The 24712-nt window shown below is 66.0% G+C and carries 25 protein-coding genes and 2 tRNA genes; 11 read left to right on the forward strand and 16 right to left on the reverse strand.

Going from position 1 to position 24712, the window contains the following annotated elements; genetic code table 11:
• Positions 1 to 71: 71 nt before the first annotated feature.
• A complete protein-coding gene (locus ACW5CM_RS00100; RefSeq protein WP_439255432.1) occupies positions 72 to 1295 on the reverse strand; it encodes an acetyl-CoA C-acetyltransferase in 1224 nt (407 codons plus the stop codon).
• Positions 1296 to 1320: 25 nt separating this feature from the next.
• Positions 1321 to 2547: an acyl-CoA dehydrogenase family protein gene (locus tag ACW5CM_RS00105; protein WP_457123740.1), complete on the reverse strand. Its 1227-nt coding sequence runs from the start codon at positions 2545 to 2547 to the stop codon at positions 1321 to 1323.
• A gap of 112 nt (positions 2548 to 2659) precedes the next feature.
• Between ACW5CM_RS00105 and ACW5CM_RS00110 the strand changes: the two genes are divergently transcribed.
• The 5 genes from ACW5CM_RS00110 to ACW5CM_RS00130 all read left to right on the forward strand — a co-directional run bounded on the left by ACW5CM_RS00110 (position 2660) and on the right by ACW5CM_RS00130 (position 7749).
• Entirely contained in the window at positions 2660 to 3328 is a 669-nt protein-coding gene (locus ACW5CM_RS00110) for a QsdR family transcriptional regulator (RefSeq protein ID WP_439255430.1), read from the forward strand.
• Positions 3329 to 3386: 58 nt separating this feature from the next.
• Positions 3387 to 3788, forward strand: a complete 402-nt coding sequence (locus ACW5CM_RS00115; RefSeq protein ID WP_438252433.1) for an acyl-CoA thioesterase — start codon at positions 3387 to 3389, stop codon at positions 3786 to 3788.
• Between the two features lie 97 nt (positions 3789 to 3885).
• Entirely contained in the window at positions 3886 to 4920 is a 1035-nt protein-coding gene (locus tag ACW5CM_RS00120) for a phosphotransferase family protein (protein ID WP_457123741.1), read from the forward strand.
• On the forward strand, positions 4920 to 6134 hold the full coding sequence (locus ACW5CM_RS00125; protein ID WP_457123742.1) for an acyl-CoA dehydrogenase family protein: 1215 nt from the start codon (positions 4920 to 4922) through the stop codon (positions 6132 to 6134). Before ACW5CM_RS00120 ends, ACW5CM_RS00125 begins: the two co-directional genes overlap by 1 nt.
• Positions 6135 to 6174: 40 nt before the next feature.
• Positions 6175 to 7749: an AMP-binding protein gene (locus tag ACW5CM_RS00130; RefSeq protein ID WP_457123743.1), complete on the forward strand. Its 1575-nt coding sequence runs from the start codon at positions 6175 to 6177 to the stop codon at positions 7747 to 7749.
• On the opposite strand, the gene ACW5CM_RS00135 is transcribed toward ACW5CM_RS00130, so the two are convergent.
• Positions 7715 to 8623, reverse strand: coding sequence for a helix-turn-helix transcriptional regulator (locus tag ACW5CM_RS00135; protein ID WP_439255426.1), 909 nt, complete (start codon positions 8621 to 8623; stop codon positions 7715 to 7717). The genes ACW5CM_RS00130 and ACW5CM_RS00135 overlap by 35 nt on opposite strands.
• Before the next feature lie 151 nt (positions 8624 to 8774).
• Between ACW5CM_RS00135 and ACW5CM_RS00140 the strand changes: the two genes are divergently transcribed.
• On the forward strand, positions 8775 to 9755 hold the full coding sequence (locus ACW5CM_RS00140) for an SMP-30/gluconolactonase/LRE family protein (protein WP_457123744.1): 981 nt from the start codon (positions 8775 to 8777) through the stop codon (positions 9753 to 9755).
• A gap of 74 nt (positions 9756 to 9829) precedes the next feature.
• Here the strand turns inward: ACW5CM_RS00140 and ACW5CM_RS00145 are convergent, their stop codons facing one another.
• The 10 genes from ACW5CM_RS00145 to ACW5CM_RS00190 all read right to left on the reverse strand — a co-directional run bounded on the left by ACW5CM_RS00145 (position 9830) and on the right by ACW5CM_RS00190 (position 19071).
• On the reverse strand, positions 9830 to 11116 hold the full coding sequence (locus tag ACW5CM_RS00145; RefSeq protein WP_438252427.1) for an ABC transporter substrate-binding protein: 1287 nt from the start codon (positions 11114 to 11116) through the stop codon (positions 9830 to 9832).
• 7 nt (positions 11117 to 11123) lie between these two features.
• On the reverse strand, positions 11124 to 12161 hold the full coding sequence (locus ACW5CM_RS00150; RefSeq protein ID WP_438252426.1) for a branched-chain amino acid ABC transporter permease: 1038 nt from the start codon (positions 12159 to 12161) through the stop codon (positions 11124 to 11126).
• Complete coding sequence (locus tag ACW5CM_RS00155) at positions 12158 to 13036, reverse strand: branched-chain amino acid ABC transporter permease (RefSeq protein WP_438252425.1); 879 nt, start codon at positions 13034 to 13036, stop codon at positions 12158 to 12160. Before ACW5CM_RS00155 ends, ACW5CM_RS00150 begins: the two co-directional genes overlap by 4 nt.
• The gene (locus ACW5CM_RS00160) at positions 13036 to 13755 is read right to left on the reverse strand and encodes an ABC transporter ATP-binding protein (RefSeq protein ID WP_438252424.1); all 720 of its coding nucleotides are present in this window, start codon (positions 13753 to 13755) and stop codon (positions 13036 to 13038) included. The genes ACW5CM_RS00155 and ACW5CM_RS00160 overlap by 1 nt, the downstream gene beginning before the upstream one ends.
• Entirely contained in the window at positions 13752 to 14513 is a 762-nt protein-coding gene (locus ACW5CM_RS00165; RefSeq protein ID WP_457123745.1) for an ABC transporter ATP-binding protein, read from the reverse strand. The genes ACW5CM_RS00160 and ACW5CM_RS00165 overlap by 4 nt, the downstream gene beginning before the upstream one ends.
• Positions 14514 to 14615: 102 nt before the next feature.
• Positions 14616 to 15350, reverse strand: a complete 735-nt coding sequence (locus tag ACW5CM_RS00170; RefSeq protein ID WP_439255421.1) for a glucose 1-dehydrogenase — start codon at positions 15348 to 15350, stop codon at positions 14616 to 14618.
• The gene (locus tag ACW5CM_RS00175; protein WP_457123746.1) at positions 15347 to 16354 is read right to left on the reverse strand and encodes an NADPH:quinone oxidoreductase family protein; all 1008 of its coding nucleotides are present in this window, start codon (positions 16352 to 16354) and stop codon (positions 15347 to 15349) included. The genes ACW5CM_RS00170 and ACW5CM_RS00175 overlap by 4 nt, the downstream gene beginning before the upstream one ends.
• Positions 16338 to 16931, reverse strand: a complete 594-nt coding sequence (locus ACW5CM_RS00180; RefSeq protein WP_457123747.1) for a TetR/AcrR family transcriptional regulator — start codon at positions 16929 to 16931, stop codon at positions 16338 to 16340. The genes ACW5CM_RS00175 and ACW5CM_RS00180 overlap by 17 nt, the downstream gene beginning before the upstream one ends.
• A 45-nt stretch (positions 16932 to 16976) precedes the next feature.
• Positions 16977 to 17735, reverse strand: a complete 759-nt coding sequence (locus ACW5CM_RS00185; RefSeq protein ID WP_438252419.1) for an SDR family oxidoreductase — start codon at positions 17733 to 17735, stop codon at positions 16977 to 16979.
• A gap of 199 nt (positions 17736 to 17934) precedes the next feature.
• Positions 17935 to 19071 carry an aminotransferase class V-fold PLP-dependent enzyme gene (locus ACW5CM_RS00190; RefSeq protein ID WP_457123748.1) on the reverse strand — a complete coding sequence of 379 codons (1137 nt, stop codon included), beginning with the start codon at positions 19069 to 19071 and terminating at the stop codon, positions 17935 to 17937.
• 256 nt (positions 19072 to 19327) lie between these two features.
• Here ACW5CM_RS00190 and ectA point away from each other — a divergent pair, with 256 nt between their 5' ends.
• From ectA to ACW5CM_RS00215, 5 genes are all read left to right on the forward strand, one after another.
• Entirely contained in the window at positions 19328 to 19828 is a 501-nt protein-coding gene (gene ectA, locus ACW5CM_RS00195; RefSeq protein ID WP_457123749.1) for a diaminobutyrate acetyltransferase, read from the forward strand.
• A gap of 74 nt (positions 19829 to 19902) precedes the next feature.
• Positions 19903 to 21219: a diaminobutyrate--2-oxoglutarate transaminase gene (gene ectB, locus ACW5CM_RS00200; RefSeq protein WP_457123750.1), complete on the forward strand. Its 1317-nt coding sequence runs from the start codon at positions 19903 to 19905 to the stop codon at positions 21217 to 21219.
• A complete protein-coding gene (locus tag ACW5CM_RS00205; RefSeq protein ID WP_438252415.1) occupies positions 21216 to 21608 on the forward strand; it encodes an ectoine synthase in 393 nt (130 codons plus the stop codon). The genes ectB and ACW5CM_RS00205 overlap by 4 nt, the downstream gene beginning before the upstream one ends.
• Positions 21609 to 21740: 132 nt before the next feature.
• Positions 21741 to 22637, forward strand: coding sequence for an ectoine hydroxylase (gene thpD, locus ACW5CM_RS00210; RefSeq protein ID WP_457123751.1), 897 nt, complete (start codon positions 21741 to 21743; stop codon positions 22635 to 22637).
• A gap of 295 nt (positions 22638 to 22932) precedes the next feature.
• Positions 22933 to 24015, forward strand: a complete 1083-nt coding sequence (locus ACW5CM_RS00215) for a 3-deoxy-7-phosphoheptulonate synthase (protein WP_457123752.1) — start codon at positions 22933 to 22935, stop codon at positions 24013 to 24015.
• Positions 24016 to 24143: 128 nt separating this feature from the next.
• Here the strand turns inward: ACW5CM_RS00215 and ACW5CM_RS00220 are convergent, their stop codons facing one another.
• The 3 genes from ACW5CM_RS00220 to ACW5CM_RS00230 form a co-directional block, all read right to left on the reverse strand.
• A complete protein-coding gene (locus ACW5CM_RS00220) occupies positions 24144 to 24422 on the reverse strand; it encodes a hypothetical protein (protein ID WP_438252412.1) in 279 nt (92 codons plus the stop codon).
• Positions 24423 to 24501: 79 nt separating this feature from the next.
• Positions 24502 to 24574 (reverse strand) — tRNA-Ala (locus ACW5CM_RS00225).
• A gap of 24 nt (positions 24575 to 24598) precedes the next feature.
• A tRNA-Ile gene (locus tag ACW5CM_RS00230) sits at positions 24599 to 24672 on the reverse strand.
• Positions 24673 to 24712 lie beyond the last annotated feature (40 nt).

Here is a 24712-nt window from a genome sequence, read left to right on the forward strand (position 1 = left end):
TCGGCAGACGAACAGACGAGGCGCGACCCTCAGCGGGTCGCGCCTCGTCTGTCGCTGTGTGGTGTGCCTCGTCAGACGCGCTCGAGCACCATCGCCATGCCCTGCCCGCCGCCGACGCACATGGTTTCCAGACCATAGCGTCCGCCGGTAGCGGCCAACCCATTGATGAGCGTCGACGTGATGCGCGCGCCCGTCATCCCGAAGGGGTGACCGACCGCGATCGCCCCGCCATGCACGTTCAGCCGCTCCTCGTCGATGCTCAACTCGCGAGCCGAGGCGATCACCTGCGAGGCGAAGGCCTCATTGATCTCCACGAGGTCGATATCGGCGATGTCGAGCCCCGCCCGGGAGAGCGCGCGCCGCGAAGATTCCACGGGCCCCAGCCCCATGATCTCCGGCGACAGCCCGCTCACCCCGGTCGAGACGATCCGTGCCAGTGGTTGAAGTCCCAGCTCCTCCACCACCCGTCCCGACACGATCACCACGGCCGCTGCCCCATCGTTGAGTGGGCAGCAGTTGCCGGCCGTCACAGTGCCGTCCGGACGGAAGACCGGCTGCAATCCGGCGAGCGACTCCGTTGTGACCCCGGGGCGGGGCCCATCATCAGCCGACACCACCGTGCCGTCCGCGAGGCTCACCGGGGTGATGTCACGCCCCCAGAAACCAGAGGCGATCGCCGCTTCGGCCCGCTGCTGCGACCGTGCGGCGAAAGCATCCTGCTCCTCACGGGTGATCCCGTGGATCTGCGCAACGTTCTCCGCGGTCTGCCCCATCGCGATATACGGATCGGGGAGCCGTCCGGCCGCCCGCGGGTCGGTCCATGCGGCAGCGGCGCCCCCCGAACGCGCCGTGGAGAGCGCGACGGCTTCATCGAATACCCGATTCTGAATCACCTGCCCCGGTGACACGTCTGCCATCCCCTGGCCGTAGCGACTGACCATCTCCACACCCGCGGACACGAAGATGTCTCCCTCGCCGGCCTTGATCGCATGGAACGCCATCCGGGTGGTCTGCAGTGAAGACGAGCAGTACCGGTTCACGGTGGTGCCCGCAACCGTGTCGAGCCCGAGCAGCACCGAGACGATGCGCGCAATGTTGAACCCCTGCTCGCCAGCCGGCTGGCCCGTGCCGAGCATCAGGTCATCGATGCGCGCCGGGTCCAGGCCCGGCACCTGGTCAAGTGCTGCCTGCACCATATTCGCGGCGAGGTCGTCACCGCGAAGTGACGTCAGTGAGCCCTTGCCCGCGCGGCCGATCGGTGAGCGGGCGGTGGCGACGATGTATGCCTCGGTCATGAAATTCTCCTGGATTCGTAGCGGATCAGACGAATGCCGGGATGCCGGTGATGGCACGTCCGACGATGAGGGAGTTCATGTCATAGGTGCCCTCGAAGGTGTAGACGGCTTCGGCGTCGGCGAAGTAGCGCGCGACCCCGTAGTCGAGCTGGATGCCGTTTCCGCCGCAGATCTCGCGGCTGCGGGCCACGACCTCGCGCATCCGCTTGGTCACGAATGCCTTCGCCATTGCCGAGTGATGATCGCGCTGCTCGCCCTCATCCTGCAGTTGCGAGACGCGCATGCACAGGGCGATGGATGCCGTGATGTCGGCGAGCGAGTCGGCAAGCTTCTGCTGCACGAGCTGGAACGACGCGATCGGTTTGCCGAACTGCATCCGCTGTTTTGCATAGGCCAGGGCGCCTTCGTAGGCACCGACGGCGACGCCGAGTGCTTGCCACGCGACGTCTGCCCGGGTGAGCCGAAGCACAACGGCGAGGTCGCGGAAGCTGTCGATGCGTTGCAGGCGGTCGCTCTCTGCAACCACGACGTTCTCCAGCATGATGTCCGCGTTCTCCACTGCGCGCAGCGACTGCTTGCGTTCGATCTTCGTGCCGGTGAATCCGGCGGTCGGGGTGCGCACGAGGAAGCCCTTCACCTGGTCGTCGGCGACATCACGCGCCCAGATGACGACGAGATCGGCGAAGGCGCCGTTACCGATCCAGCGCTTGGCACCGTTGAGCACCCACTCCTGTCCGCGGCGCTCAGCCGTGGTCTCCAACCCTTTCGCGGTGTCGGATCCGTGTCCGGGTTCGGTGAGACCGAACGCTGCGACCTGCTCACCGGCGGCGAGAATGGGCAGCCATTCCGCCTTCTGCTCATCGGATCCGCCCACCGCGATGGCGGTCATCGCGAGTCCCGAGTGCACGCCGATGAAGGTGGCCGTCGAGGGGTCGGCGCGAGAGATCTCCATCGCCACCCAACCGCGGAAGACCGCGCTGTTGTCGAACTGCTGCGTCTCGGGGAAGGCGTTTCCGTAGAGGCCGAGCTCGGCGATCTGCGGCACGAGGTGGCGCGGACTCTCCGCACGCTCCCAGTGCTCATCGGCGAATGGGCGGACCTCGGTATCGAGAAACGCCCGGATTCCACGCAGTGCGTGCTGCTCGGTGTCGGTCAGTCGGGTCTGGAAGTCGTAGAAATCGACGTCGAGAAGATCCGCGGGCGCAGGATCTGTCGTCGCCGCGGAGGTGGTTGCGGTCAGGGTGGTCGTCATGGGGGCTCCGATCGTCAGTGATCAGAATCGAGTATGCATCATTATTCAAAACGTTGCACTACAAATTCAGAAACGTTGCAAACAGACGACTCGACCCAGGTAGAGTGCTCGCATGACCCGCACGGCCGCGCCCGCCATCACCCCTGCATCCACCATTACCGTGGCCTCGATCGCTGATGCCGGACTCACGGCAGCGCCCTCCTGGCTCTCCGAGCGCCTGAACACCCACGCCGATGCCCGCCGCGCCTTCGACTGCGCCCGCGAGATTTTCATCACCGGAGAACGCATCGACATGGGCGGTTTGGCCGCATCCCTCGGAATCGAGCGAACGTCACTGTTCCGTTGGGTCGGCAATCGTGACGCGCTGCTGGGCGAGGTGCTCTGGTCGCTCGCGACGCCCACACTCGCACAGGCTGATCATGCGACCGCTGATCTCAGCGGCGGAGATCGCATCGCGGGCATCCTCACGCACTTCGTGGATGATCTGATCACCGCCGAGTACTTCCGCCGATTCCTGCGGCGAGAGCCGGCGCGTGCGCTGCGCCTGCTGACCACCAAAGAGAGTCCGATCCAGCGACGCTATGTGGCGACCGTCGAATGGCTGGTGCATCGCGAACTCGGCGACGAGCCTCTCGGCGGCGCGATCGACCCGGCCGGCCTCGCCTACCTACTGGTGCGGATGTCGGAGTCATTCACCTACGCGGATCTGATCTCTGGAGATCCCCCCAGCGCCGCACGCGCACGCACCGCGTTCCGGCTGCTGCTGCGCGTCGACGACTGACGAGCCTGCTGACCGAGCCTGCTGACCGAGCCTGCCGACCGAATCAAGGAGGATTCGCATGTCTGAATACCGCGTGCATGAGCCGTTCGCGACCCGCTGGAGCGACAACGACCAGTACGGCCACCTCAACAACACCGTCTACTACCTCGCGATGGACACGGTCATCAACACCTGGATGATCCGGGAGGGCGCCCTAGACCCGCAGGGCGACGCGATCGCCCTGTGCGCAGCATCATCCTGCGAGTTCCACGCCCCGGCATCGTTCCCCGAAGCACTGTCGGTAGGCATCGGGATCGAACGGCTGGGAACGACGAGCATCACCTGGAGCCTCGGCATCCTCCGCGATGACGAGCAGATCGCAACGGGTCGTTTCGTGCACGTGTTCGTGGATGCCGCCACCCGCCGACCCACACCCGTCCCGGCATCCATCCGGCAGGCGATCGACACGCAGCTGCGCTGAGCGGCGCGCATCCGTATCGGAATCGCTCGCACACAAACCGACCATCCGGTATGCTGACCACGACGGCTCATCGCAGAGTCGCAGGAGGGTGGCGCAGATGCCTGAGGTTCCCGGTCTCGACGTGACGGCGCTGACCGCCTGGTTGGCACAGACGCACCCTGAACTCGCCACGTCGGCCGCACTGCGCGCATCCGTGATCGCCGGCGGGCGCAGCAACCTCACCTACGCCATCGACGGCGGTGCTGTTGCGCTGATCCTGCGCCGTCCACCACTCGGGCACGTGCTCTCCAGCGCGCATGACATGGGCCGTGAGCACCGCGTCATCTCCGCGCTGTCTGCGACCCCGATCCCCGTTCCGGTCGCCATCGACCTGGTCGACGACACCACCGGAACCATCACCGGCACCCCGTTCTTCCTCATGGAGCGCGCACCGGGACAGGTGCTGGTCTCGCCCGCGCAGAACGCCGAGTACGCCCCGGCGGCGCTGCGATCACTGAGCATCGAGCTCGCCGAGCACCTCGCCGACCTGCACGCCGTCGACCCCGGCTCGGTCGGTCTCGCCGATTTCGGCCGACCGGACGGCTACCTCAAACGTCAGCTGTCCACCTGGCGGCGCCAGCTCAAGGCATCCCGATCCCGCGCGACCCCCCACCTCGATCGGCTCCAGGCCTCGCTCGCCGATGGCATGCCCGAAACCACACGCACCGGCATCGTGCACGGCGACTATCGTCTCGACAACGCGCTGGTAGACGGCCCGGTCACCGCGCCCCATATCTCCGCGATCCTCGATTGGGAGATGGCAACGCTCGGCGACCCCCTCGTGGACCTCGGCATCTTCGCCCTGTACTGGGACATCGCCCAACTGCCGGGCGCGGAAGCCGCCGTCGCCAGTGCCGTGGACCCGGATGCCGGCTACCCCAGCTTCGACGAACTCGCCGACGTCTACGCCGCCCACGCCAAAACCACCCTCCCCGATCTCGCCTGGTACCGCGCATTCGCCGCCTACAAGCTGGCCGTCATCCTCGAGGGCATCCACTACCGCTTTCGCACCGGATCCACCGTCGGCGAAGGATTCGACAGTATCGGCGGGCTCGTCGAGCCACTGGCCGAGAAAGGACTGCAGGTGCACTGATGGATTTCGCTCCGGACGCACGAACCACGACGATCACAGCGCAGGTACGCACTTTCCTCGATGAGGAGGTGCTCCCGGCGGAGGCCATCCTCGACGAGCAGCTGGCCGCCACCCCGGATGATTGGTCGTTCCGGCCCATCGTGCGCGAACTCCAGCAGAAGGCGCGCGAGCGCGGCCTGTGGAATCTATTCCTGCCCGGAGATGCTTCCGAGACCGGGGCTGCTGGATTGACGAACCTGCAGTACGCCGCCGTGGCCGAGCTCACCGGGTGGAGTCCGCGCCTGGCACCCGTCGCCTTCAACTGCGCGGCGCCCGACACCGGGAACATGGAGGTGCTGAACGACTTCGGCACCCCCGAGCAGAAGCAGCGCTGGCTGACGCCGCTGCTGAACGCCGAGATCCGCAGTGCGTTCTGCATGACGGAGCCGGATGCCGCATCCAGCGATGCGACCAACATCGGCACCCGCATCCGCCGTGATGGTGACGACTACGTCATCACGGGCCGCAAATGGTGGTCGACTGGCGCGATGAATCCGGATGCCGCGATCTTCATCGTGATGGGCAAGACCGATCCGGACGCGGCTCGTCACCGGCAGCAGTCGATGATCCTCGTGCCGCGCGAGACGCCGGGTGTGCGGATCGTGCGCCCTCTCACCGTCTTCGGTTACGACGATCGGGATCACGGCGGCCACGCCGAGGTGGTGTTCGACGAGGTGCGCGTGCCGGCATCGAACCTGATTGCCGCTGAGGGCGACGGCTTCGCCATTGCGCAGGCACGACTCGGACCCGGGCGCATCCACCACTGCATGCGTGCCATCGGCATGGGTGAGCGGGCGCTGTCCTTGATGACTGCACGCGCCAACGCGCGACACGCATTCGGCCGGCCGCTCGCCGAACAGGGCGTCATCCGGGAATGGGCGGCCGAGGCGCGCATCCAGTTGGAAGCGCTGCGACTGCTGGTGCTGAAGACCGCGTGGCTCATGGACACCGTCGGCAATCGCGAGGCGATGACCGAGATCCAATCGATCAAGATCGCCGTTCCCCGTGCCGTGCAGACCATCATCGACCGTGCCATTCAGGTGCACGGCGGTGCTGGTGTGTCCGGTGACACCCCCCTGGCCGAGCTCTACGCCGGTATCCGCTCGCTGCGCATCGCCGACGGCCCCGACGAAGTGCACCTCGCCAGCCTCGGGCGCGCGCAACTGCGCCGCTGACCCACTCGCGCCCGACAGCATCCACGTCAAAGGAGACATGATGACCCACAGCCCTGACCCTGCGATCGATGGCGCCGGCTTCCCGACGCTGTCGGTTGCCACTATCCTCGCCGAATCCGCCGTGCGTCATGCCGATCGGCCCGCAGTGCTCTTCGCCGGCACCACGACCACCTATAGCGAGCTGTGGGATCAGACCCGCGCCTATGCCGGGGCGCTGCGTGATCGGGGCATCGGTCGGGGCGACCGGGTGGCGATGCTGATCCCGAACGTGCCCGACTTCGCCCGCGTCTACTACGCGGTACTGTCGCTGGGCGCGATCGCCGTGCCGGTGCATCTGCTGTTCAAGTCAGAGGAGATCTCCTATGTGCTGCGGGATGCCGAGGCCGACCTGCTCGTGGCCGCAGCACCTCTGCTGGCTGAAGCCGTTCCGGCCGCGCAGCAAGTCGGCGTGCCGCTGGTGACGGTGCTTCTGCCCACAGATGCCGGGGTGGCGCTGCCGCGCCTGGAAGTCGAGGCGGCAGCATCCATCCCCATCGTCCGTCACGAGGCGACCAGTGCGCTCGATCCCGCAACGATTCTGTACACAAGCGGCACCACCGGCACCCCGAAGGGGGCGGTCGGCAGCCACCTGTCGATCATCGAACAGGTGCACTGCACCCTGATCGATGCCTTCGACCTCCGAGCCGATGACGTCGTGTTCGGCGGCCTGCCGCTGTTTCACACCTTCGGTCAGACCGCGGTGATGAACATGGCCTTCCGCGTCGGGGCATCCGTCATCCTGCTGCCGCGCTTCGATCCGGATGAGGCTCTCGCGCTGATGGTGGCGCAGCAGGCGACGGTGTTCACCGCCGTTCCGACCATGTATGTCGGGATGCTGGAGGCAGCACGACGCTCACCCGATCGACCGCCGTTGCGGTATGCCGTCTCCGGAGGCGCAGCTCTGCCGGTCGCCGTGCTGGAAGCATTCCACAGCGCCTATGCGGCCGAAGTTCACGAGGGTTATGGCCTGACTGAGACCGCACCGACGGTGTCATCAAACCCGCTGGGAACGCCCATCCGCCCCGGAACCGTCGGGCGCGCGATGTGGGGTGTCGATGTCGCGATCGCCGACCCCGAGATCGATGAGCGCGTCGTCCTGATCGATGACACGGACGCGCTGGGAGAGGTGGTCGTACGCGGCCACAACCTTTTCAAGGGGTATCTGGGCAGGCCCGACGCATCGGCAGGGGCGGTGGTGGACGGCTGGTTCCGCACCGGCGACCTCGGCACGTATATCGACGGCGTTCTGACCATCGTCGACCGCAAGAAGGACATGATTGTCCGCTCCGGCTACAACGTGTACCCCACCGAGGTGGAGGCGGTGCTCGCCCGGCATCCTGACGTCGCCGTCTCGGCTGTCTTCGGTATCGCCGACGACGTCAAGGGTCAAGAGGTGCACGCCGCCGTCGTCGCCCGCGAGGGTGCGTCAGTGGATGCCGATGAGCTGATCGCCTTCGTCCGTGAACACATCGCCGCATACAAGTATCCGCGCGTCGTGCATCTGGTGACCGAACTGCCTCTGGGCAGCAGCGGCAAGGTGCTCAAGCGCGAGCTGGTGGAGGAGTACTCGCGCTGAGTTCACTCGGGGCGAGCGCACCCGGAACGACATGGTGCAGGAGCGACAGCCCCTCCCGCGATGTCGAACCGGCTGGGGCGGTGTGCGTCACGAGCACCTGCGAATAGTTGCCCGGCGATTGCAACGACTGCTTCGTCACCGTGAGCGCGCCCACCAGCGGGTGGCGCAGTTCGTAGACGGCGGTGCTGCGGGCCTGCACGCGATTATCGGCCCACAGTCGCGCGAACTCGGGGCTCTTCATCGACAGCATCCCGATCAGCGATGCCAATCCGGTGTCGTCCGGGTACTGGCCCACGGCCAGGCGGAGGTCGCCGACCACGGCACGACTCTTCGCCGTCCAATCCACATAGAGTGCCTTCAGCGCGGAGTCGAGGAAAACCAACTCAGCCAGCACAGGACGCGAGTGCGGATGCTGTGGGGCATCGAAGCTGAGATGCGGGGTCAGCAGCGCGTGGCCGACGTGATTCCACGCGAGAACCTCGCTGCGTCGCCCGAGCACCATCGCCGGGATGTCTGGCATCGAATCGATGAGTTCGAGCAACGCCGGATCGGCTGATTCCGCTGTGCGCACTGCGCGCATCCGCAGCGTCCCGTCGTTATGGCTGGCCAGGGTGTGCAGGTGCGCACGCTCATCATCGTTGAGCAGCAGTGCGGCGGCAAGGGAGTTGAGCACCTGCGCGGATGGTCCGCCTGCCTGCCCCTGCTCGAGGCGCGTGTAGTACGAAGAACTGACGCCTGCCAGCATCGCGAGCTCTTCGCGGCGCAGTCCCGCCACGCGGCGATTGTCGCCGTATAGGGTCAAGCCCGCCTGCTCCGGCGTGATCCGCGCACGGCTTGCACGCAGGAACATGCCCAGCTCATTTTTCTCCGCCATCTCCCCATTGTGCCCGGGTCAAGCGGCGGCGGGGTATCCCTCTCGGGGATACCCACACGGCGGGCTGGCGCCCCGTATCAGGCGACCGCACAGTGGAATCCGGGAACCCCCCGCACCTACGCCAACACACCAACCAAAGAGGTACACGCTCATGTTCACCACCCGATTCGCCACTGTCAGCCTCGGCCTGCTTACCGTCGGGGCGGCGCTCGCCCTCAGCGCCTGCTCTGCACCCGCAGCGTCGAGCGAGGCGACACCGGCGGCACTCTTCTCGAGCGCGACCGATGCCACGATCGTTGCGTCCTTCGACCTCACCTCCGGGCAGCTGCCCGAGAACATCGTCTCTGCCGCCGGCGACGGCGTTGCTGTCACCTTCGCGGCCAGCCGTCAGATCGCAGAGATCTCCGCCGCCGGAGACATCGACATTCTGGGTACGCTGCCCGCCCCCGCCGCGGGAGGCACCGCCACCCCGGTGCTCGGTTTCCCGCTGGCAACCGGCCTCGCCTACGTCGACGGCTCGTACTTCGCGCTGTATGCGACCGGCGAAGCAGATACCACCGGACTGTGGGAGCTCGACGGGGACGGGGAGTTCGATCTGATCGCAACGCTGCCCGCCACAGGCCTTCCGAACGGCCTCGCCTATGACGAGGAACATGATCAGTTCCTTGCGGCCGACTCGGTGCTCTCAGCGGTCTACAGCATCACGCTCGACGGTGAGGTGTCGACCTGGTCAGATGACGCCGCTCTCGCCCAGGGCGGGTTCCTCGGTGCGAACGGAGTGCAGCTGCACGACGGTGACGTCTACGTCTCAAACCTGGATGCCGGAACCATTCTGCAGATCGACATCACCGCTGACGGGACTGCGGGCGAGATCAGCGTCGCCGCCGACGACCTTGTCGGCATTGACGACTTCGCCTTCACCGGACGCGAAGACCAGATCGTCGCGACGCTCGACCCGAGCAGCGAGGTCGTCCTCGTGCACGACGGAGAACGCACAACGGTGCTGACTGAGCACGACGGTCTCAGCAACCCGACCTCGGTGCTCGTGCAGGAAGACACGATCTACGTGCCCAGCGCCGCCTATGTCACTCAGGACAACCCGAACCTGTTGACCGCAATTCTTCAGCCGTAATCGCCTCCAGTACGCAGAGGACGAGGAGTGGCTCGGATCTCAGGATCCGAGCCACTCCTGTCGTGCGTGAGAGGTCAGGATCCGGGCACGCCCTCAGCCGTGAGCGCCACCGGCGCCGGTTCGACCGACGTGACGGTGCCGCCCTCGACCATGTAGGTCGCGCCAGCATAGTCCTGCACACCCTGGTCAACCAGACTGATGCCGACACCCAGGTACGCCGCATGGTTGTCTTCGCTGAACGACAGCGGCAGGATGCCGTTACCGGCGAGGTCACCGGAGCGAACAGCATCCACCAGCGCCTCGCGGGTCGGGTTCTCGCCCGCTGCGGCCAGCGCCTCGGCGAACAGATACGCCACGCTCATGCCGTAGATCGTGTTTCCGTCGAACGGTGCGCCGGCGTTGTACTCGTCGTTGACCTTCTGGAACAGCGTGACCCAGTCACTGTCACCGTCCAGGGCCGGCAGGTAGTTCGTCCCCACGAACCCCTGCAGCACCTTCGGGCCGACGTCCTCACCGAGGTAGCCGATCAAAGTCGGATAGTCGGCGCCGGACGACGACGAGAACCACTGCGGGAACCACCCGAGCTGCGCGGCCGTGCCCACCGCCAGGGCCGTGAACCCATTGATCGTGCCGAGGATGTTGATCTCGCACCCGGCCGCCTTCAGGGCACCGACCTGCGCGGTGACATCCTGGTTCGACGTCGAGTAGCGCTCGATGTGGGTGAGGCCGCCCTCGCCGAGAACGAGCTCAGCGCCCTCGATCATCTCGTCTCCGAAGTCGTCGTCCTGCCCGAGCAGGCAGACCTTCTTGTCGGGGTACTCGTCAGTGGCGTACTGCGCGAGCGCGGCGGACTCGACGATGTAGTCGGCGTTGAACCCGAAGGTGAACGGGTACTTCTCCGGCTGATTCCAGTTCGTGGAACCGGACGCGACGAACAGGTCGGGTACCTCGTTCTGATTGAGGAAGTCGAGCACGGCCATGTGCGGCGCGGTGCCGAGGCCGTTCACGATCGCGAAGACCTCATCCTCCTGGACGAGTTCTCGAACCACCGTCTGGGTGGTGGCGGGGTTGTAGCCGTCGTCCTTGACGATGTACTCGATCTGTCGGCCGTGCACGCCGCCCTGCTCGTTCAGGTAAGCGAAATATGCGGTCGCTGCGGCCGAGATCGATGAGTAGCCGGCAGCTGCCGGACCGGTCAGCGGTGTGTGCGTGCCGATCGTGACGGTGTCGTCCGTGACACCCGGAACGGCAACGGCAGGATCGTCAGCGGGGGCGGGAGTGCTGCAGCCGGCGAGCGCGATCGCGACGGCGGATGCCGTCACGAGTGTCGCGATCCGCCGGAGCGGGGAGTGCTGTGACATGGTTCACCTATTTCTGTGGGTAGGGAATTGCAGATCGGATGCGAAGACTGGCGAGGCCGCCCGGGCGGGCGATCATCGTGATGATCAGAAGAGCGCCGAACACGAGCAGCGGCAGGTTGCCCGCAAGTCGCTGGGCGACCTCTGCCGGCAACGGAAGCGCTGCCGTTCCGGTGCCGATGACCCAGGGCAGCATGACAATGAGAGCAGAACCGATCGCGGCGCCTCCGATGCTGCCGAGGCCGCCGAGCACCGCGGCGACCAGCAGTAGCAGCGAGAACGCGAGCGTGTATGCGCCGGGGCTCACCGACTGCGTGATGAAGCAGAGCACCGCACCGCCTGCCCCGGCCGCCACTGCACTCACCACGAACGCGGTGACCTTGACCTGCGCTGCGGCGACGCCGTTGAGTCGGGCTGCGGTCTCATCGTCGCGAACGGAGCGCATCCGTAGTCCGAGGGCACCGCCGCGCAGCACGGCCAGCACGGTCACCACGATTCCTGCCACGATGATGGCAACCCAGGCCTGCCACTGTTCGAGCGCGATGATCGTGCGCAGCGCCTCGGGAACGCCGTCATAGGCGATCTGCAGTCCCTGATCTCCTCGGAAGACTCCAGAGAACACGGCGGTGACGGCGGGGACCGCGATCACGAGCGCGAGCGTCACTCCGGCAAGATACGGTCCGCGCAGACGTGCGGCAGCAAGCCCGAGCAGCAGGCCGAGGATCCCTGCCGCCACAATCGCGACGAGGAACGACACCAGAAAACGCACCACGCCATCGATGCCGGCTTCCGTCAGCGCATTCGCCGTGAGGGCATAGCCGTAGCCGCCGGTGGCCATCAGGGCCGCGTGTCCGAGCGAGAGCTGGCCGCTCTGCCCGACCAGCAGCGTGAGGCCGGCGACCGTGCAGAACGATGCCGCGATGGTAGCGAGCTGGAAGTTGCGATAGGGATCGAGCAGGAAAGTGGCGCCGATCGCGAGGATGGTGAGGATCACACCGAATACGATCGTGCGACGTGTACCGCGCAGTGCGGGCAGGATGCGGTTCATGCGCTGCGCGCCTCTCGTAGGGAGAACACTCCGCCGGGCTTGAGCAGGAGCACCACGACGAGCAGCAGGAGCACGCCGATCGGTGCGACGGTGGCGCCGAGGTATCCGGTGACGAGTGTCATCAGAACGCCGACGATCAGTCCGCCGAGCATTGCGCCGACGGGGGAGTCCAGACCACCCACCACGGCGACGGCGAACGCGTAGACGAAGAGCATGTCGGTGGAGTGCGGGTTGAGGCCGAGTTCGGTGGGCACCAGCAGGATGGCGGCCAGCGCTGCGACAGCGCTGGAGAGCATCCATCCGATCGTCACCATCCTGTTCACTCGCACACCCAGCACGCGCGACACCTCGGGGGAGAATGCCGCGGCGCGCAACTGCAGGCCGAGTGATGTGCGGGTGAACAGGAGGGCGAGAGCAGCCATCACCGCGAACGCGACGACAAGAATGAAGATGTCGTTCGGAGAGAGCAGGGGCACGCCGCCGACAATGATCGGTGCATCGTCGAACGGCGCGGTCATCGGCCGATACTGCGGGCCGAACAGGATGCCGAGCAGCGATTGCAGCACCATGACGAGGCCGATCGCGATGATGACGCCGGTGAGGGGATTGGCGTGCGGCGCGAAGCGCATGACCCCGCGTTCCACCACCAGACCCACCACCGCTCCGGCGATGAGTCCTGCGCCGAGACCAGCGAAGTAGTTGCCGGTGAGGCCGCTGACCGCGAAGGCGACGTAGGCCGCGACCAGGGCCATCGCACCCTGCGCGAAGTTGATGATGCGCGCGGCGCGCCAGATCAGCACGAGCGACAGCGCAAACAGCGCGAAGATCGCGCCGCGGGCGAGGCCGGTGGCAAGCAGGAAGGCGAGACGATCCATCAGAACCCCAGGTAGGCGTGTCGTACGGCGGCGTCGCCGGCAAGCTCGGATGCCGGAGCATCGGCCACCAGGCGACCGAGATCAAGCACCACGCCACGGTCGGCGATCGACAGGGCGCTGGTGACGTTCTGCTCGGCGAGGAGCACGGTGATTCCGCGCTGCTCTGCCGCGTCGCGGAGGGTGGCCATCAGCTGAGCGACGACCAGTGGCGCCAGTCCCAGCGACGGCTCGTCGAGGACGAGCACACGCGGCTCGGAGATGAGCGCACGGCCCAGGGCGAGCATCTGCCGCTCCCCTCCGGAGAGCTGATGGCCGTCGGCGCTGCGCCGGCGGGCAAGCGGCTCGAACAGTTCGAGGATGCCGGCGATAGCGCGCTCGCGCGCGGCTGGGCGGTGGCGCCACAGTGCGCCCAGGCGCAGATTCTCCTCGACGGTCAGCTCGGCGACGACGCTCTGGCCTTCGGGGACGAGGGCGAGGCCGCGCCGGGCGCGGTCTTCGGTGCGGAGCCTGCCGAGGTCGGTGCCGTCGAGTGCGATCGAACCGGATGCTGCAGGCACGAGCCCTGCGAGTGTGCGCAGCAGCGTCGTTTTGCCGGCGCCGTTGGCCCCGAGAAGCGCGACCACCTCGCCGGGGCGGAGGTCGATGCTGACCTCGTGCAGCACCGGGGCACCGCCGTATCCGACGGTGAGGTCGGTGATGGTGAGAGCGGCGCCGGTCATGCCGACAGCTCCTCGGGCGAAGCGTCTTCTGCTTTGACGCCGAGATAGGCCTCTTCGACCCGGGGATCGTTGCGCACCTGATCGGGTGCACCCTGGGCGATCACGCGTCCGAAGTCCAGCACCACGATGCGGTCGGCGATGCCCATTACGAAGTCGACATGATGCTCGACCAGCAGAACAGCGCACCCGGCGTCTGCGACGCCGCGGATGACCTGGGCGAGAGCATCAATGTCTTCGACTCCGAGACCGCCGGCCGGTTCGTCGAGCAGCAGCAGCGAGGGGGAGGCCACGAGTGCTCTGGCAAGCGCGACCCGCTTACGGTCGGGGTACGCGAGGGCGGCGACCGGGCGATCAGCCAGGGCAGTGAGGTTGTGAGCTTCGAGTTGCGCTGTGACAGCGGTCTCGGCATCCCGCTCCCCCACCACCGGGATGCGAATGTTCTCGCGCACGGTCAGGCTGCCGAACAGACCGAGGCCCTGCAGGGTGCGCGCGAGTCCCCGTGCCGTCAGGCGTGCGGTCCGGCGCGGGGCGGGGCGACCATCGATGGTGACATCGCCGCGAGTGCTGACCAGCGCGCAGATCGCGTTGAACACCGTTGTCTTTCCGGCGCCGTTCGGGCCGATCAGCGCAACGATCTCGCCGGGGCGCACGTCAAACGAGACATCGTCGACGGCGGTCAGGCCGCCGAACGTCACGGTGAGATGGCTCACCTCGAGTCGGGCGGGTTCCTGCTTGGACTGCAGGGTATGGGTATTCATCGGCACCTCTTCGTGTCGCTGGTTCGACCACTGTACCTTAGAAACCGACCGGGCGGTATGTGAATGTTGCAGAAGGGTTTAGCGCCGGGTTTTGCGACGGGTTCAGCGGTGCGGGATGCCGGCGATCATGCCGCCGTCGACGACGAACTCCGCGCCGCTGGTGAACGACGACGCATCGCTCGCGAGGAACACGATGGTGCCCGCCAGGTCTTCCGGCTCGCCGGGGCGCCCGAGCGGGATGTCGAGATGCGCCGGGTCGATCCTGGTCGTCATCGACGTGTTGATGAACCCCGGATGCACCGAGTTGACCCGGATCCCGAACGGCCCCAACTCGACCGCGAGAGATGCCGCGAGCCCGCGCACCCCGAACTTCGCCGCCGTGTAGCCATGTAAACCTGCACTGCCGCGCATCCCCTCGACCGAGGAGATGTTGATGATCGATCCTTTGCCCTGCTTCTTCATGGCTGGCACCACCGCGCGGCAGCCGAAGAAAGTACCGGTGAGGTTGACCGCGATCACGGCGTTCCATTTCTCGGTGCTGAGGTGCTCAATCGGCGCAGCGTTCGCGATGCCCGCGTTGTTCACCAGAACGTCGACGGCGCCGAAGGCCTGCACCGCAGCATCCACCGCGGCCGTCCATTGCACCTCATCGGTGACATCCAAGGAGACGAACAACGCGCGATCACCCAACTCGGCGGCAAGAGCCCGTCCGGCATCCTCGAGGATGTCCGCGATCACGACCCGACCGCCCGCGGCGTGCAGCGCACGGACGTACGCCTCTCCGATGCCGCGCGCACCACCGGTGACCAGCGCCACCCGGCCATCGAGCTCGTTCATGATGCGATCTGAATGACCACGCGGCCCACGGTCGTGCCGGTCGCGAGCTTGGTGATCGCCGCCGGCGCATCCTCGAACGCCACCACACTGTCGATCACCGGCGCGATCTTCCCCGCCTCGAACAGCCGGATCAGCTCGTCATGCGCCTCGTCGACCAGATGCGGCAGACGCTCCTGATACAGACCCCAGTACAGCCCGAGCACGGCGTAGTTCTTCACCAGGGCGTGACTCACGGTGAGCTGGGGAATCTCGCCACTCGCGAACCCGATCACGACGATCCGGCCCTCGAAGGCGACGGCACGGGTGGATGCGGTGAACGCGGCACCACCCACCGGATCGAACACGACGTCGGCGCCGTGCCCGCCGGTGATGCGCTTCACTTCGGCGACGATGTCGTCGCCGCGCAGGATGACGTGCTCTGCGCCCGCCGCCCGCGCGACTTCGGCTTTCGCCTCGGAGCCGACGACGCCGATGACTCTGGCACCCGCCGCTACGCCGAGCTGCACGGTGGCAGCCCCGACTCCACCCGCCGCGGCATGCACAAGCAGCCACTCGCCCGCTTGCAGCTTCGCCCGCCGGTGCAGTGCGAACCATGCCGTTTGATAGGCGATGTTCAGACCCGACGCGGCGTTGAAGTCAAAGCTCTCCGGAATGGCATGCACGGATGCCGCATCCACTGCCGCGTATTCGGCGAGAACGCCGATCTTCCCCGCGACGACCCTGTCGCCCACAGCATGTGTGGAGACACCACTGCCCACGCCAACCACTGTCCCGCTGCACTCCACCCCGGGAATGAAGGGCAGCTCGGGCTTCACCTGGTACTCACCGCGAGCAAGCAGCACATCCGGGAAGTTCGCTGCGACTGCCGCGACCCGGATGAGCACCTCGCCTTCGGCGGGCACGGGTGTTGGCACACTCTGCTGTGTCAGCGCTTCTGCGGGTTCACCGAGACTGGTGACCCGCCAGGCGCGCATGGACTGCGAAACTTCAGTGGGGGACAGCATCCGTTCTCCTCAGGCTGGTGAGAAACAGGTCGGTGAGCTGCTCGGCAATGAGCGTCTTGCCTTCCGGTCCCTCGGGTGAATACCAATGCGACAGATAGTGCACGTCGCTGAAGAAGTGCGCGACGAGCAGGGCGACCGGAATGTCGTCACGGAAGAGGCCCTCGCGCTGGCCGCTCCCGATGAGAGCGGCGAACTCGTCGTGGTATCCGCGGCGTCGGCGCGTGACATCCTGCTGCCTGGGCGCCGAGAGCATGTTCATGCTGCGGAAGAACACCGCCCCTTCGGCGATGTGATCGATCGAGGTCTCCAGCACGTCGACGCACGCTGCCCGCAGGACCTCGTCTGTGGCCCCGCCGCGCGCGATAATCTCATCGAGGTGTGCCCTCTGCAGCGTCAGCAGCGCATCGTAGATACCGAAGAGCAGATCATCCTTCGATTCGAAGTAGTGGTACATCGCACCCTTGGTGACGCCCGCGGCCTCGACGATCTGCTGAACGCTCGTGTTCGCGTACCCGCGAGTGGCGAACAACTCGACGGCAGCGCGCGTGACATTCTCTGCGACGTGTGAATCCTTCATACCCTCATCTTTCCGTGAATCATGATCGGCCGTCGCATTCGCGCGTCACAGCGGGCGGATGCTTGCCCCGCCATCGATCGACACGGTCTGTCCGGTCATCCACGCGGCATCATCAGAGAGAAGGAAGGCGACGGGGCCCGCCACATCATCCGGCTCACCCAGTCGTGCGAGCGGGTAGCCGGCCGCGACCTCGCCCTCGCGTCCTTCGTACAGAGCCCGCGCGAACGCCGTCTTGATCACGCCCGGTGCGACCGCATTGACGCGGATGCCCGGGGCGAGCTCGTACGCAAGCTGCGTCGTGAGGTTGATGAGCGCCGCCTTGGAGATGCCGTAGAACGCGATGCCCGGGCTCGCGCTCAGGCCCGCCACCGAGGCCACGTTCACGATGCTGCGGCTGAGGCCGGCGGCGAGCGCGGCACGCGTCCAGTCGAGTGCAGCGACCACGTTGACCTCGAGGATCTTGCGTGCGGCGTCTGCATCGACGTCGACGATAGGCCCGTAGACGGGATTGATGCCGGTGTTGTTCACGAGATGGTCGAGTCGGCCATGCTGGGCTGCGATGTGCGCGAATACCGCGGCACGGTGATCAGCATCGTCGGCGCGACCGGCGACAGCGGATGCCGCGGGGCCGAGCTCTGCGACGGCAGCGCCCAGCGCCTCCTGCTTACGGCCGGTGATGACGACTGAGCCGCCCTCGGCGACGATGCGCTGAGCAATTGCGAAGCCGATGCCCCGGCTGGCCCCGGTGATGAGCGACACGGTGTTGTTGAAGCGTGCGCGGGCGTCGAACTGTGCTGCGGACATGGCGCCTCCTTGCGCAATCTACATACCGTCCAGTCGGTTTGAGCAACTGTAGCATGTGCGCGTGGGTGACCCGCGTCCCGAGGTGTCGCATGTTGCCGCTTCGACCGGCGCGAAGCGACCATATGCGACACCTCCGCGGCGCGAAGCGACCATATGCGACCCCCGCCCAGCGCGGCGCGCGCTCAGCCCACGGAGACAGTCAGCCGCCGATCCGGTCCAGTGCCGCCTGCAGACGAGCGACAGTCCCGTCGACGTCGGAGAGCTTGTCCAGGCCGAACAGGCCGAGGCGGAAAGTGGAGAATCCGGCCGGTTCCTCGCAGTGCAACGGCACCCCGGCAGCGATCTGCAAGCCCTGCTCACGGAACACGGCGCCGGACTTCAGCGCGGGGTCAGCGGTGTGTACGACGACGACACCGGGGGCATCGAAACCGGATGCCGCCACCGAGGGGAATCCGTGCTCGGCCAGCAGCGCACGCACCCGCGCGCCCAGCTCGATCTGCGCCGCACGCAGTGTCTCGAATCCGCGTTCACGGGTCTCGAGCATGGCGGCGAGGTTATGGGTGAGCGGGTCCGTCGGCATGGTCGCGTGGTACGCCGCACGCCCGGCACGATACTCGTCGGCGATGAACAGCCACTTGGCGAGATCGATCGCGAAGCTGGTCGAGGGACGGCTGGTCACAGCATCCCGACCAGCCTCACTGAGCATGACGAAGCCCGCGCACGGCGAACCGCTCCACCCCTTCTGCGGCGCGCTGAGCAGCACGTCGACACCGAGCGCCTGCATGTCGACCCACATCGCACCCGATGCGATGCAGTCGAGCACCAGCAGGCCGCCGACCTCATGGGTGGCATCGGCCAGAGCGCGCACGTACTCATCGGGAAGGATCATGCCCGCTGCCGTCTCGACGTGCGGGGCGAAAACCACCTCGGGCTGGCGCGAACGGATCGCCGCGACGACCTCATCGATTGGCACCGGCGCCCAGGCGGCCTGCACGTCGTCCGAATCCGGACGCGCGGACAGCACGGTGACGTCGTCGCTGATGCCACCAGCATCCAGAATCTGCGACCAACGGAACGAGAACAGCCCATTGCGGACGACCAGGGTGCGTCGCCCCGTGGCGAGCTGGCGCGCCACCGCCTCCATCGCGTAGGTCCCTCCGCCCGGGACGATCGCCGCAGTGTGCGCGTTGTACGCCTGCTGCAAGATCTGCAGGGTCTGCTGCATCACGTCGACGAACCGCGCCGACATGTGATTGAGCGAGCGATCGGTGAACACCACCGAGTACTCGAGCAGGCCATCCGGGTCGATATCTTCGTGCGGCAGATGCGAGGTCATGCGCCCAGCATTCCACAGGCGGAGGCCGCGCGGCAGATCCCCGATCCGGAGAAACGATTTGAGGTCAGCGGATGAGCATGACACTGTGGAAGGCAGACCGACGCTGTTCGCAGCACCGATCACAACCCCCTATGGATATGAATTCTCACGCGATGCACGCCCCGATTTGGGATGGTGACACGCTCTGACTTCCCCCGGCTCCCCCGAGCCGAGCACGTCAGCACCGGCCGCGCATAACGATGCGAGGTCGAGTGGGGTGAGCCTGATTCGTCCACCGCGCATCGATGAGGGAATCGACCTCTGGCGCATCGCCCGCGACTCGCAGACGCTCGATCTGAACTCGTCCTACGCCTACGTCCTGTACGCCAGAGACTTCGCGTCCACCTGCCGTATCGCGCTGGTCGACGGGCATCCGGCCGGGTTCGTCATCGGCTACCGCCGTCCCGCTGACCCCTCCTGCCTGTTCATCTGGCAGGTCGCCGTCGACGAGAACTTCCGCGGTCTGGGCCTAGCCGGGCGGATGCTCGATGATCTCCTGCACGACGACAGTGTTCATCCGCGCGTGCGCACACTGCAGACCACGATCACCGATGACAATGTCGCATCCCAGCAGACATTCCGCAGTCTCGCTCGTCGCTGGGGAGATGCTCCGGTCGTCGTCACCCCGCTTTTCGAAAGCGCGCATCTGAGCGTCGATGAACCGGATGCTGCGCACCATGAACCTGAACGGCTATACGAACTCGGTCCGCCGGTGTAGTCGTCGCCATCCGCCCGACCCCGGGCGGCGTGCACTCCCCGCACGACAACAACCAGGAGGAGAACAACCACAAAATGAATATTTTTACCCAGCTGGAATCCGAAGTCCGCAGCTACTCGCGCTCATGGCCCGTCGTGTTCGACCGCGCCGTTGGCAGCACGATGTACGACGAGTCCGGCACGGAATACCTGGACTTCTTCTCGGGCGCTGGCGCGCTGAACTACGGTCACAACAACCCGGAGTTGAAGAAGGTCCTCATCGACTACCTGGCCGATGACCGCGTCGTGCACTCACTCGACATGTTCACGAGCGCACGCCGTGACTTCCTCGAAGCCTTCAACGACGTCATCCTGAAGCCGCGTGAGCTCGACTACAAGGTCGTCTTCCCTGGCCCCGGCGGCGCGAACGCTGTCGAAGCCGCCCTGAAACTCGCCCGCAAGGTGACCGGCCGCGAATCGGTCGTGAACTTCACCAACGCCTTCCATGGCATGACGCTCGGTGCCCTCTCGGTCACCGGAAACTCGCTCAAGCGCGGCGGCGCCGGTGTACCGCTCGTGCACGCGACCCCCATGCCGTACGACGATTACTTCGACGGCGACTACCCGGACTTCTTCTACTTCGAGCGCCTGCTGGATGACTCCGGCAGTGGCCTGAACACCCCCGCCGCCGTGATCGTCGAGACCGTTCAGGGCGAGGGTGGCATCAACGCCGCGCGTGCAGACTGGCTTCGTCAGCTCGCGGCGCTGTGCAAGCAGCACGAAATCCTGCTCATCGTCGACGACATCCAGATGGGCTGCGGCCGTACCGGCGAGTTCTTCAGCTTCGAAGAGGCCGGCATCGTCCCCGACATCGTGTGCCTCTCGAAGTCGATCTCCGGATACGGCATCCCGATGGCACTCACCCTTATCAAGCCCGAGCTCGACGTCTGGGCGCCCGGCGAGCACAACGGCACCTTCCGTGGGATCAGCCCGGCGTTCATCACCGGTGCGGAGGCGATTCGCCGCTACTGGTCAGACAACACGCTGCGCGATTCGACCGTCACCAAGGGCGTGCGCGTCGAGGGTCGCTTCAACATGTTCGTCGCGCAGTACCCGCAGCACGAACTCGTCGCCAAGGGGCGGGGGCTTGCTCGCGGGCTGCAGTTCCCCTCGGGCGAACTGGCGGATGCCGTGTGCCAGGAGGCGTTCGCGCGGGGCCTGCTCATGGAAACCTCTGGGCCGGAGGGCGAGGTCATGAAGATTCTGCCCGCTCTGACCATCACCGACGCAGAGCTCGACCGGGGCCTCGACATCATCGGCGAGTGCATCCGTGTCGTGCTGGGCGAGCCCGATCCGGATGCCGCGACCGAGACCGACCTGAATGTCCAGAGCAAGGAGCACACACACGCATGATCGTCCGAACCATCGACGAGATCACCGACACCGACGCCGACATCAAGAGCGAGAACTGGCGCAGCAAGCGCATCGTTCTGGCGAAAGAGGGCGTGGGCTTCTCGGTGCACGAGACCACGCTTTACGCCGGAACCGTAAACCAGTTCTGGTACGCGAACCACATCGAGGCGGTGTTCATCGTGGAGGGCGAGGGAGAGATCACCGACCTCGCCACCGGTGAGACGCACCAGCTCGCGCCGGGGTCGCTGTATCTGCTGAACAACCACGACAAGCACGAGGTGCGTCCGCGCACGCAGATGCGCACCGTGTGTGTGTTCAACCCGCCGATCACCGGTCGCGAGACCCACGACGAGAACGGCGTGTACCCACTGGTCACCGAAGAGGTGTGACCCGGGTGCGGGCCGAATCCCAGACGCCCCCGGCGCTCTGCGGCGTGTCATCCGATCGACACGCCGCAGGGCTGTCCGACCGTCTGGGATTCGGCCCGTCCCACATCCATAGAAGAGACAGGAGAACGACGCATGACAGCCCCGACGACCGCTGAGGATCTGTTCCCGACTCGGTTGACATCCCCCAGCGACTTCATCGAAAGGACCCAGCCCGCAGTGTGGGGCTCGGTCAACGACGGCCCCTTCTCGGCAGCAGAGCTGGAAGCGCACGAGAGGCGCGGATTCACCATTCTCGACGACTTCATCACGGCTGATGACGTCGCCCTGTACTCGAGCGAGCTCGATCGCCTCGCGGCGGACCCGGCGCTGCAGAATGATCCGCGGAAGATCACGGAGCGGACCACGGGTACTGTGCGCTCGGTGTTCGAGGTCGAGAAGCTCAGTTCGGTCCTCGACGACCTCGCGCGCAATCCGCAGGTGCTGGACCGTGCCCGGCAGATCGTGGGATCTGAGGTGTATCTGCACCAAACGCGGATCAACTACATGCCGAGCTTCACTGGCACCGGGTTCTATTGGCACTCCGACTTCGAGACCTGGCACGCCGAGGATGGCATGCCGGTTCCGCGATCGGTGAGCCTGTCGATCGCACTGACCGACAACTACCCGTACAACGGCGGACTCATGGTGATGCCAGGCTCGCACCGCACATTCGTACCGGCGGTGGGCGAGACCCCGGACAACAACCACGAGCAGTCGCTGCAGGCGCAGGAGGCAGGCGTGCCCAGCCATGCGGCGATCACCGCGATGGCCGAGAAGTACGGCATCGATCAGTTCACCGGCGCTGCAGGGTCTGCCCTGTGGTTCGACTCGAACATCATGCACGGGTCGGGGAACAACATCACCCCGTATCCGCGATCGAACGTGTTCATGGTGTTCAACAGCGTCGACAACGCGCTGGTCGAGCCGTACGCTGCGAAGTCGCCGCGCCCCGAGCACATCGCGAACCGCGACTTCACACCGCTGCGCTGAGCCTGCTGTGCCGGATCCCAGACGGTCGGGCATCCGCTCGGCGTGTTGACCGAATGACACGCCGTGGATGCCCGGAACGTCTGGGATCCGGTCCGGGAACTCTCCGGGATGGGGTAAGGTCGTGGGCATGACAACCCGTTGGTATGCGTATTTCGAGTCGGCTCTGGAGGGGCCGGCGCCGATCTAGCGCGCACCGACACCTTCAGAGCCGACAAGCCAGAGCATTTGCTCTGGCTTTCGCCGTTTCGGCGGGCTCTGCATCCGGGTCCGCCTACACAGGATAGGACCCAGGAACATGAACGCCACCGTCACCGTCACCACCGACACCACCGCCGATCTGCATGTCGCGCAGTTCACCACGCTGCCGACGCCCGGTGACATCGCCGCCGAACTGCCGGTGGGCGATGAGCGCGCATCGCTCGTCGCTCGCACCCGCGACGAAGTGCGCGCGATCATGGCGGGCGAGGATGACCGCCTGATCGTCGTGGTCGGGCCGTGCTCGATCCACGATCCCGCAGCCGGACTCGAGTACGCCGGTCGACTGCTGCGCGAGGCCGAGCAGCACCGCGATGACCTGCTGATCATCATGCGGACGTACTTCGAGAAGCCCCGCACCACAGTCGGGTGGAAGGGCCTCATCAATGATCCGCACCTCGACGGCAGCCATGACATCGAGGCCGGGCTTCGCATGGCCCGCGGGTTCCTCCTCGATGTCACCGCTCTCGGTGTCCCGTGCGCGACGGAGTTCCTCGAGCCGATCAGCCCCCAGTACACCGCCGACCTGATCACGTGGGGGGCCATCGGCGCGCGGACTACGGAGAGCCAGATCCACCGGCAGTTGGCATCCGGTCTGTCGATGCCGATCGGTTTCAAGAACGGTACGGATGGCGGACTTCAGGTGGCGCTGGATGCCGCGGCCGCAGCATCCGCTCCGCAGGCGTTCCTCGGGATCGGCGCCGACGGGCGGGCAAGTCTCGTCTCGACGACCGGAAACCCGGATACGTCCGTCATTCTGCGCGGCGGAGCCGACGGCCCGAACTACGATGCGGAAACCGTGCGGCACGCATCGGCACGCCTGTCTGCGGCGATGCTCACCCCACGCGTCATTATCGACGCCAGCCACGGAAACAGCGGCAAGGATCATGTGCGTCAGGCCGCGGTCGCGGTGGAGATCGGTTCGCAGATCGCCACGGATGGTGCGGCGATCGCCGGCGTGATGCTGGAGAGCAACCTCGTCGCGGGAGCGCAGAAGCTCGATGTCTCGGTGCGTGGACGTCTCGTGTACGGCCAGAGCGTGACGGATGCCTGCATGGACTGGGATGCTACGGCTGCTTCACTGGCCGCCCTCGCCGGCGGCGTCCGCTCCCGGCGCGGCTGATCGCGCTGCTGGCCTCGCCTCCACCCGACCCCACTCTGGCTCCGGTCGCAGTTGGTGCTGCTAAAACTCGCTGAGAGCAGCACCAATTGCGACCGGAGCGAGAAGAGGGGTTCTGCCGAACGGGGGAGTCAGACGGTGCTGCGCACGTTGAGCAGCTGCCAGCCTTCGGGAACTTTGGCGTGCAGGGCATCCATGTCTTCGGCCTCGATCTCTTGGATCGAGTCACGTCGCGAGAAGGTTCCCGTCGACTTGAGAATCTGGGCGCCCTTGATCATCTGCACAGGTGCGGAGACGAGGTCGAAACCATCCGGCCGATGCGTGGCGAGCTCGGTGTGGATGCCGGCGATATCAGCCGCCTCGACGTCAAAGGACTGAAATTCCACGGGACGCATCAGACCGATCAGCACACTTCGATCCTACGGTGAATCTGTCGAACGAGAGCCCAGGAACGAGAGAACCCCCGGCCGAAGCCGGGGGTTCTGATTGTGGAGCCTAGGAGATTCGAACTCCTGACATCCTGCTTGCAAAGCAGGCGCTCTACCAACTGAGCTAAGGCCCCTCAAGGGTATTAAATTGTGACGAGTGGGGCTACCTGGATTTGAACCAGGGACCTCTTCATTATCAGTGAAGCGCTCTAACCAACTGAGCTATAGCCCCGTCAACCTCGTAAACATTACCGGAGATTGACGGAAAATCC

This window comes from Microbacterium wangyouchuni, assembly GCF_054072595.1.

Excerpts from the sequence above, each read along its gene's own strand:
- ACW5CM_RS00165 (WP_457123745.1), bottom strand. The coding sequence starts at position 14,513 with ATGAATACCCATACCCTGCAGTCCAAGCAGGAACCCGCCCGACTCGAG.
- ACW5CM_RS00150 (WP_438252426.1), bottom strand. The coding sequence starts at position 12,161 with ATGAACCGCATCCTGCCCGCACTGCGCGGTACACGTCGCACGATCGTA.
- ACW5CM_RS00135 (WP_439255426.1), bottom strand. The coding sequence starts at position 8,623 with ATGGCGGAGAAAAATGAGCTGGGCATGTTCCTGCGTGCAAGCCGTGCG.
- ACW5CM_RS00170 (WP_439255421.1), bottom strand. The coding sequence starts at position 15,350 with ATGAACGAGCTCGATGGCCGGGTGGCGCTGGTCACCGGTGGTGCGCGC.
- ACW5CM_RS00160 (WP_438252424.1), bottom strand. The coding sequence starts at position 13,755 with ATGACCGGCGCCGCTCTCACCATCACCGACCTCACCGTCGGATACGGC.
- ACW5CM_RS00175 (WP_457123746.1), bottom strand. The coding sequence starts at position 16,354 with ATGCTGTCCCCCACTGAAGTTTCGCAGTCCATGCGCGCCTGGCGGGTC.
- ACW5CM_RS00100 (WP_439255432.1), bottom strand. The coding sequence starts at position 1,295 with ATGACCGAGGCATACATCGTCGCCACCGCCCGCTCACCGATCGGCCGC.
- ACW5CM_RS00125 (WP_457123742.1), top strand. The coding sequence starts at position 4,920 with ATGGATTTCGCTCCGGACGCACGAACCACGACGATCACAGCGCAGGTA.
- ACW5CM_RS00120 (WP_457123741.1), top strand. The coding sequence starts at position 3,886 with ATGCCTGAGGTTCCCGGTCTCGACGTGACGGCGCTGACCGCCTGGTTG.
- thpD (WP_457123751.1), top strand. The coding sequence starts at position 21,741 with ATGACAGCCCCGACGACCGCTGAGGATCTGTTCCCGACTCGGTTGACA.
- ectB (WP_457123750.1), top strand. The coding sequence starts at position 19,903 with ATGAATATTTTTACCCAGCTGGAATCCGAAGTCCGCAGCTACTCGCGC.
- ACW5CM_RS00115 (WP_438252433.1), top strand. The coding sequence starts at position 3,387 with ATGTCTGAATACCGCGTGCATGAGCCGTTCGCGACCCGCTGGAGCGAC.
- ACW5CM_RS00140 (WP_457123744.1), top strand. The coding sequence starts at position 8,775 with ATGTTCACCACCCGATTCGCCACTGTCAGCCTCGGCCTGCTTACCGTC.
- ACW5CM_RS00180 (WP_457123747.1), bottom strand. The coding sequence starts at position 16,931 with ATGAAGGATTCACACGTCGCAGAGAATGTCACGCGCGCTGCCGTCGAG.
- ACW5CM_RS00105 (WP_457123740.1), bottom strand. The coding sequence starts at position 2,547 with ATGACGACCACCCTGACCGCAACCACCTCCGCGGCGACGACAGATCCT.
- ACW5CM_RS00155 (WP_438252425.1), bottom strand. The coding sequence starts at position 13,036 with ATGGATCGTCTCGCCTTCCTGCTTGCCACCGGCCTCGCCCGCGGCGCG.
- ACW5CM_RS00110 (WP_439255430.1), top strand. The coding sequence starts at position 2,660 with ATGACCCGCACGGCCGCGCCCGCCATCACCCCTGCATCCACCATTACC.
- ACW5CM_RS00130 (WP_457123743.1), top strand. The coding sequence starts at position 6,175 with ATGACCCACAGCCCTGACCCTGCGATCGATGGCGCCGGCTTCCCGACG.
- ACW5CM_RS00215 (WP_457123752.1), top strand. The coding sequence starts at position 22,933 with ATGAACGCCACCGTCACCGTCACCACCGACACCACCGCCGATCTGCAT.
- ACW5CM_RS00205 (WP_438252415.1), top strand. The coding sequence starts at position 21,216 with ATGATCGTCCGAACCATCGACGAGATCACCGACACCGACGCCGACATC.
- ACW5CM_RS00145 (WP_438252427.1), bottom strand. The coding sequence starts at position 11,116 with ATGTCACAGCACTCCCCGCTCCGGCGGATCGCGACACTCGTGACGGCA.
- ACW5CM_RS00190 (WP_457123748.1), bottom strand. The coding sequence starts at position 19,071 with ATGACCTCGCATCTGCCGCACGAAGATATCGACCCGGATGGCCTGCTC.
- ACW5CM_RS00185 (WP_438252419.1), bottom strand. The coding sequence starts at position 17,735 with ATGTCCGCAGCACAGTTCGACGCCCGCGCACGCTTCAACAACACCGTG.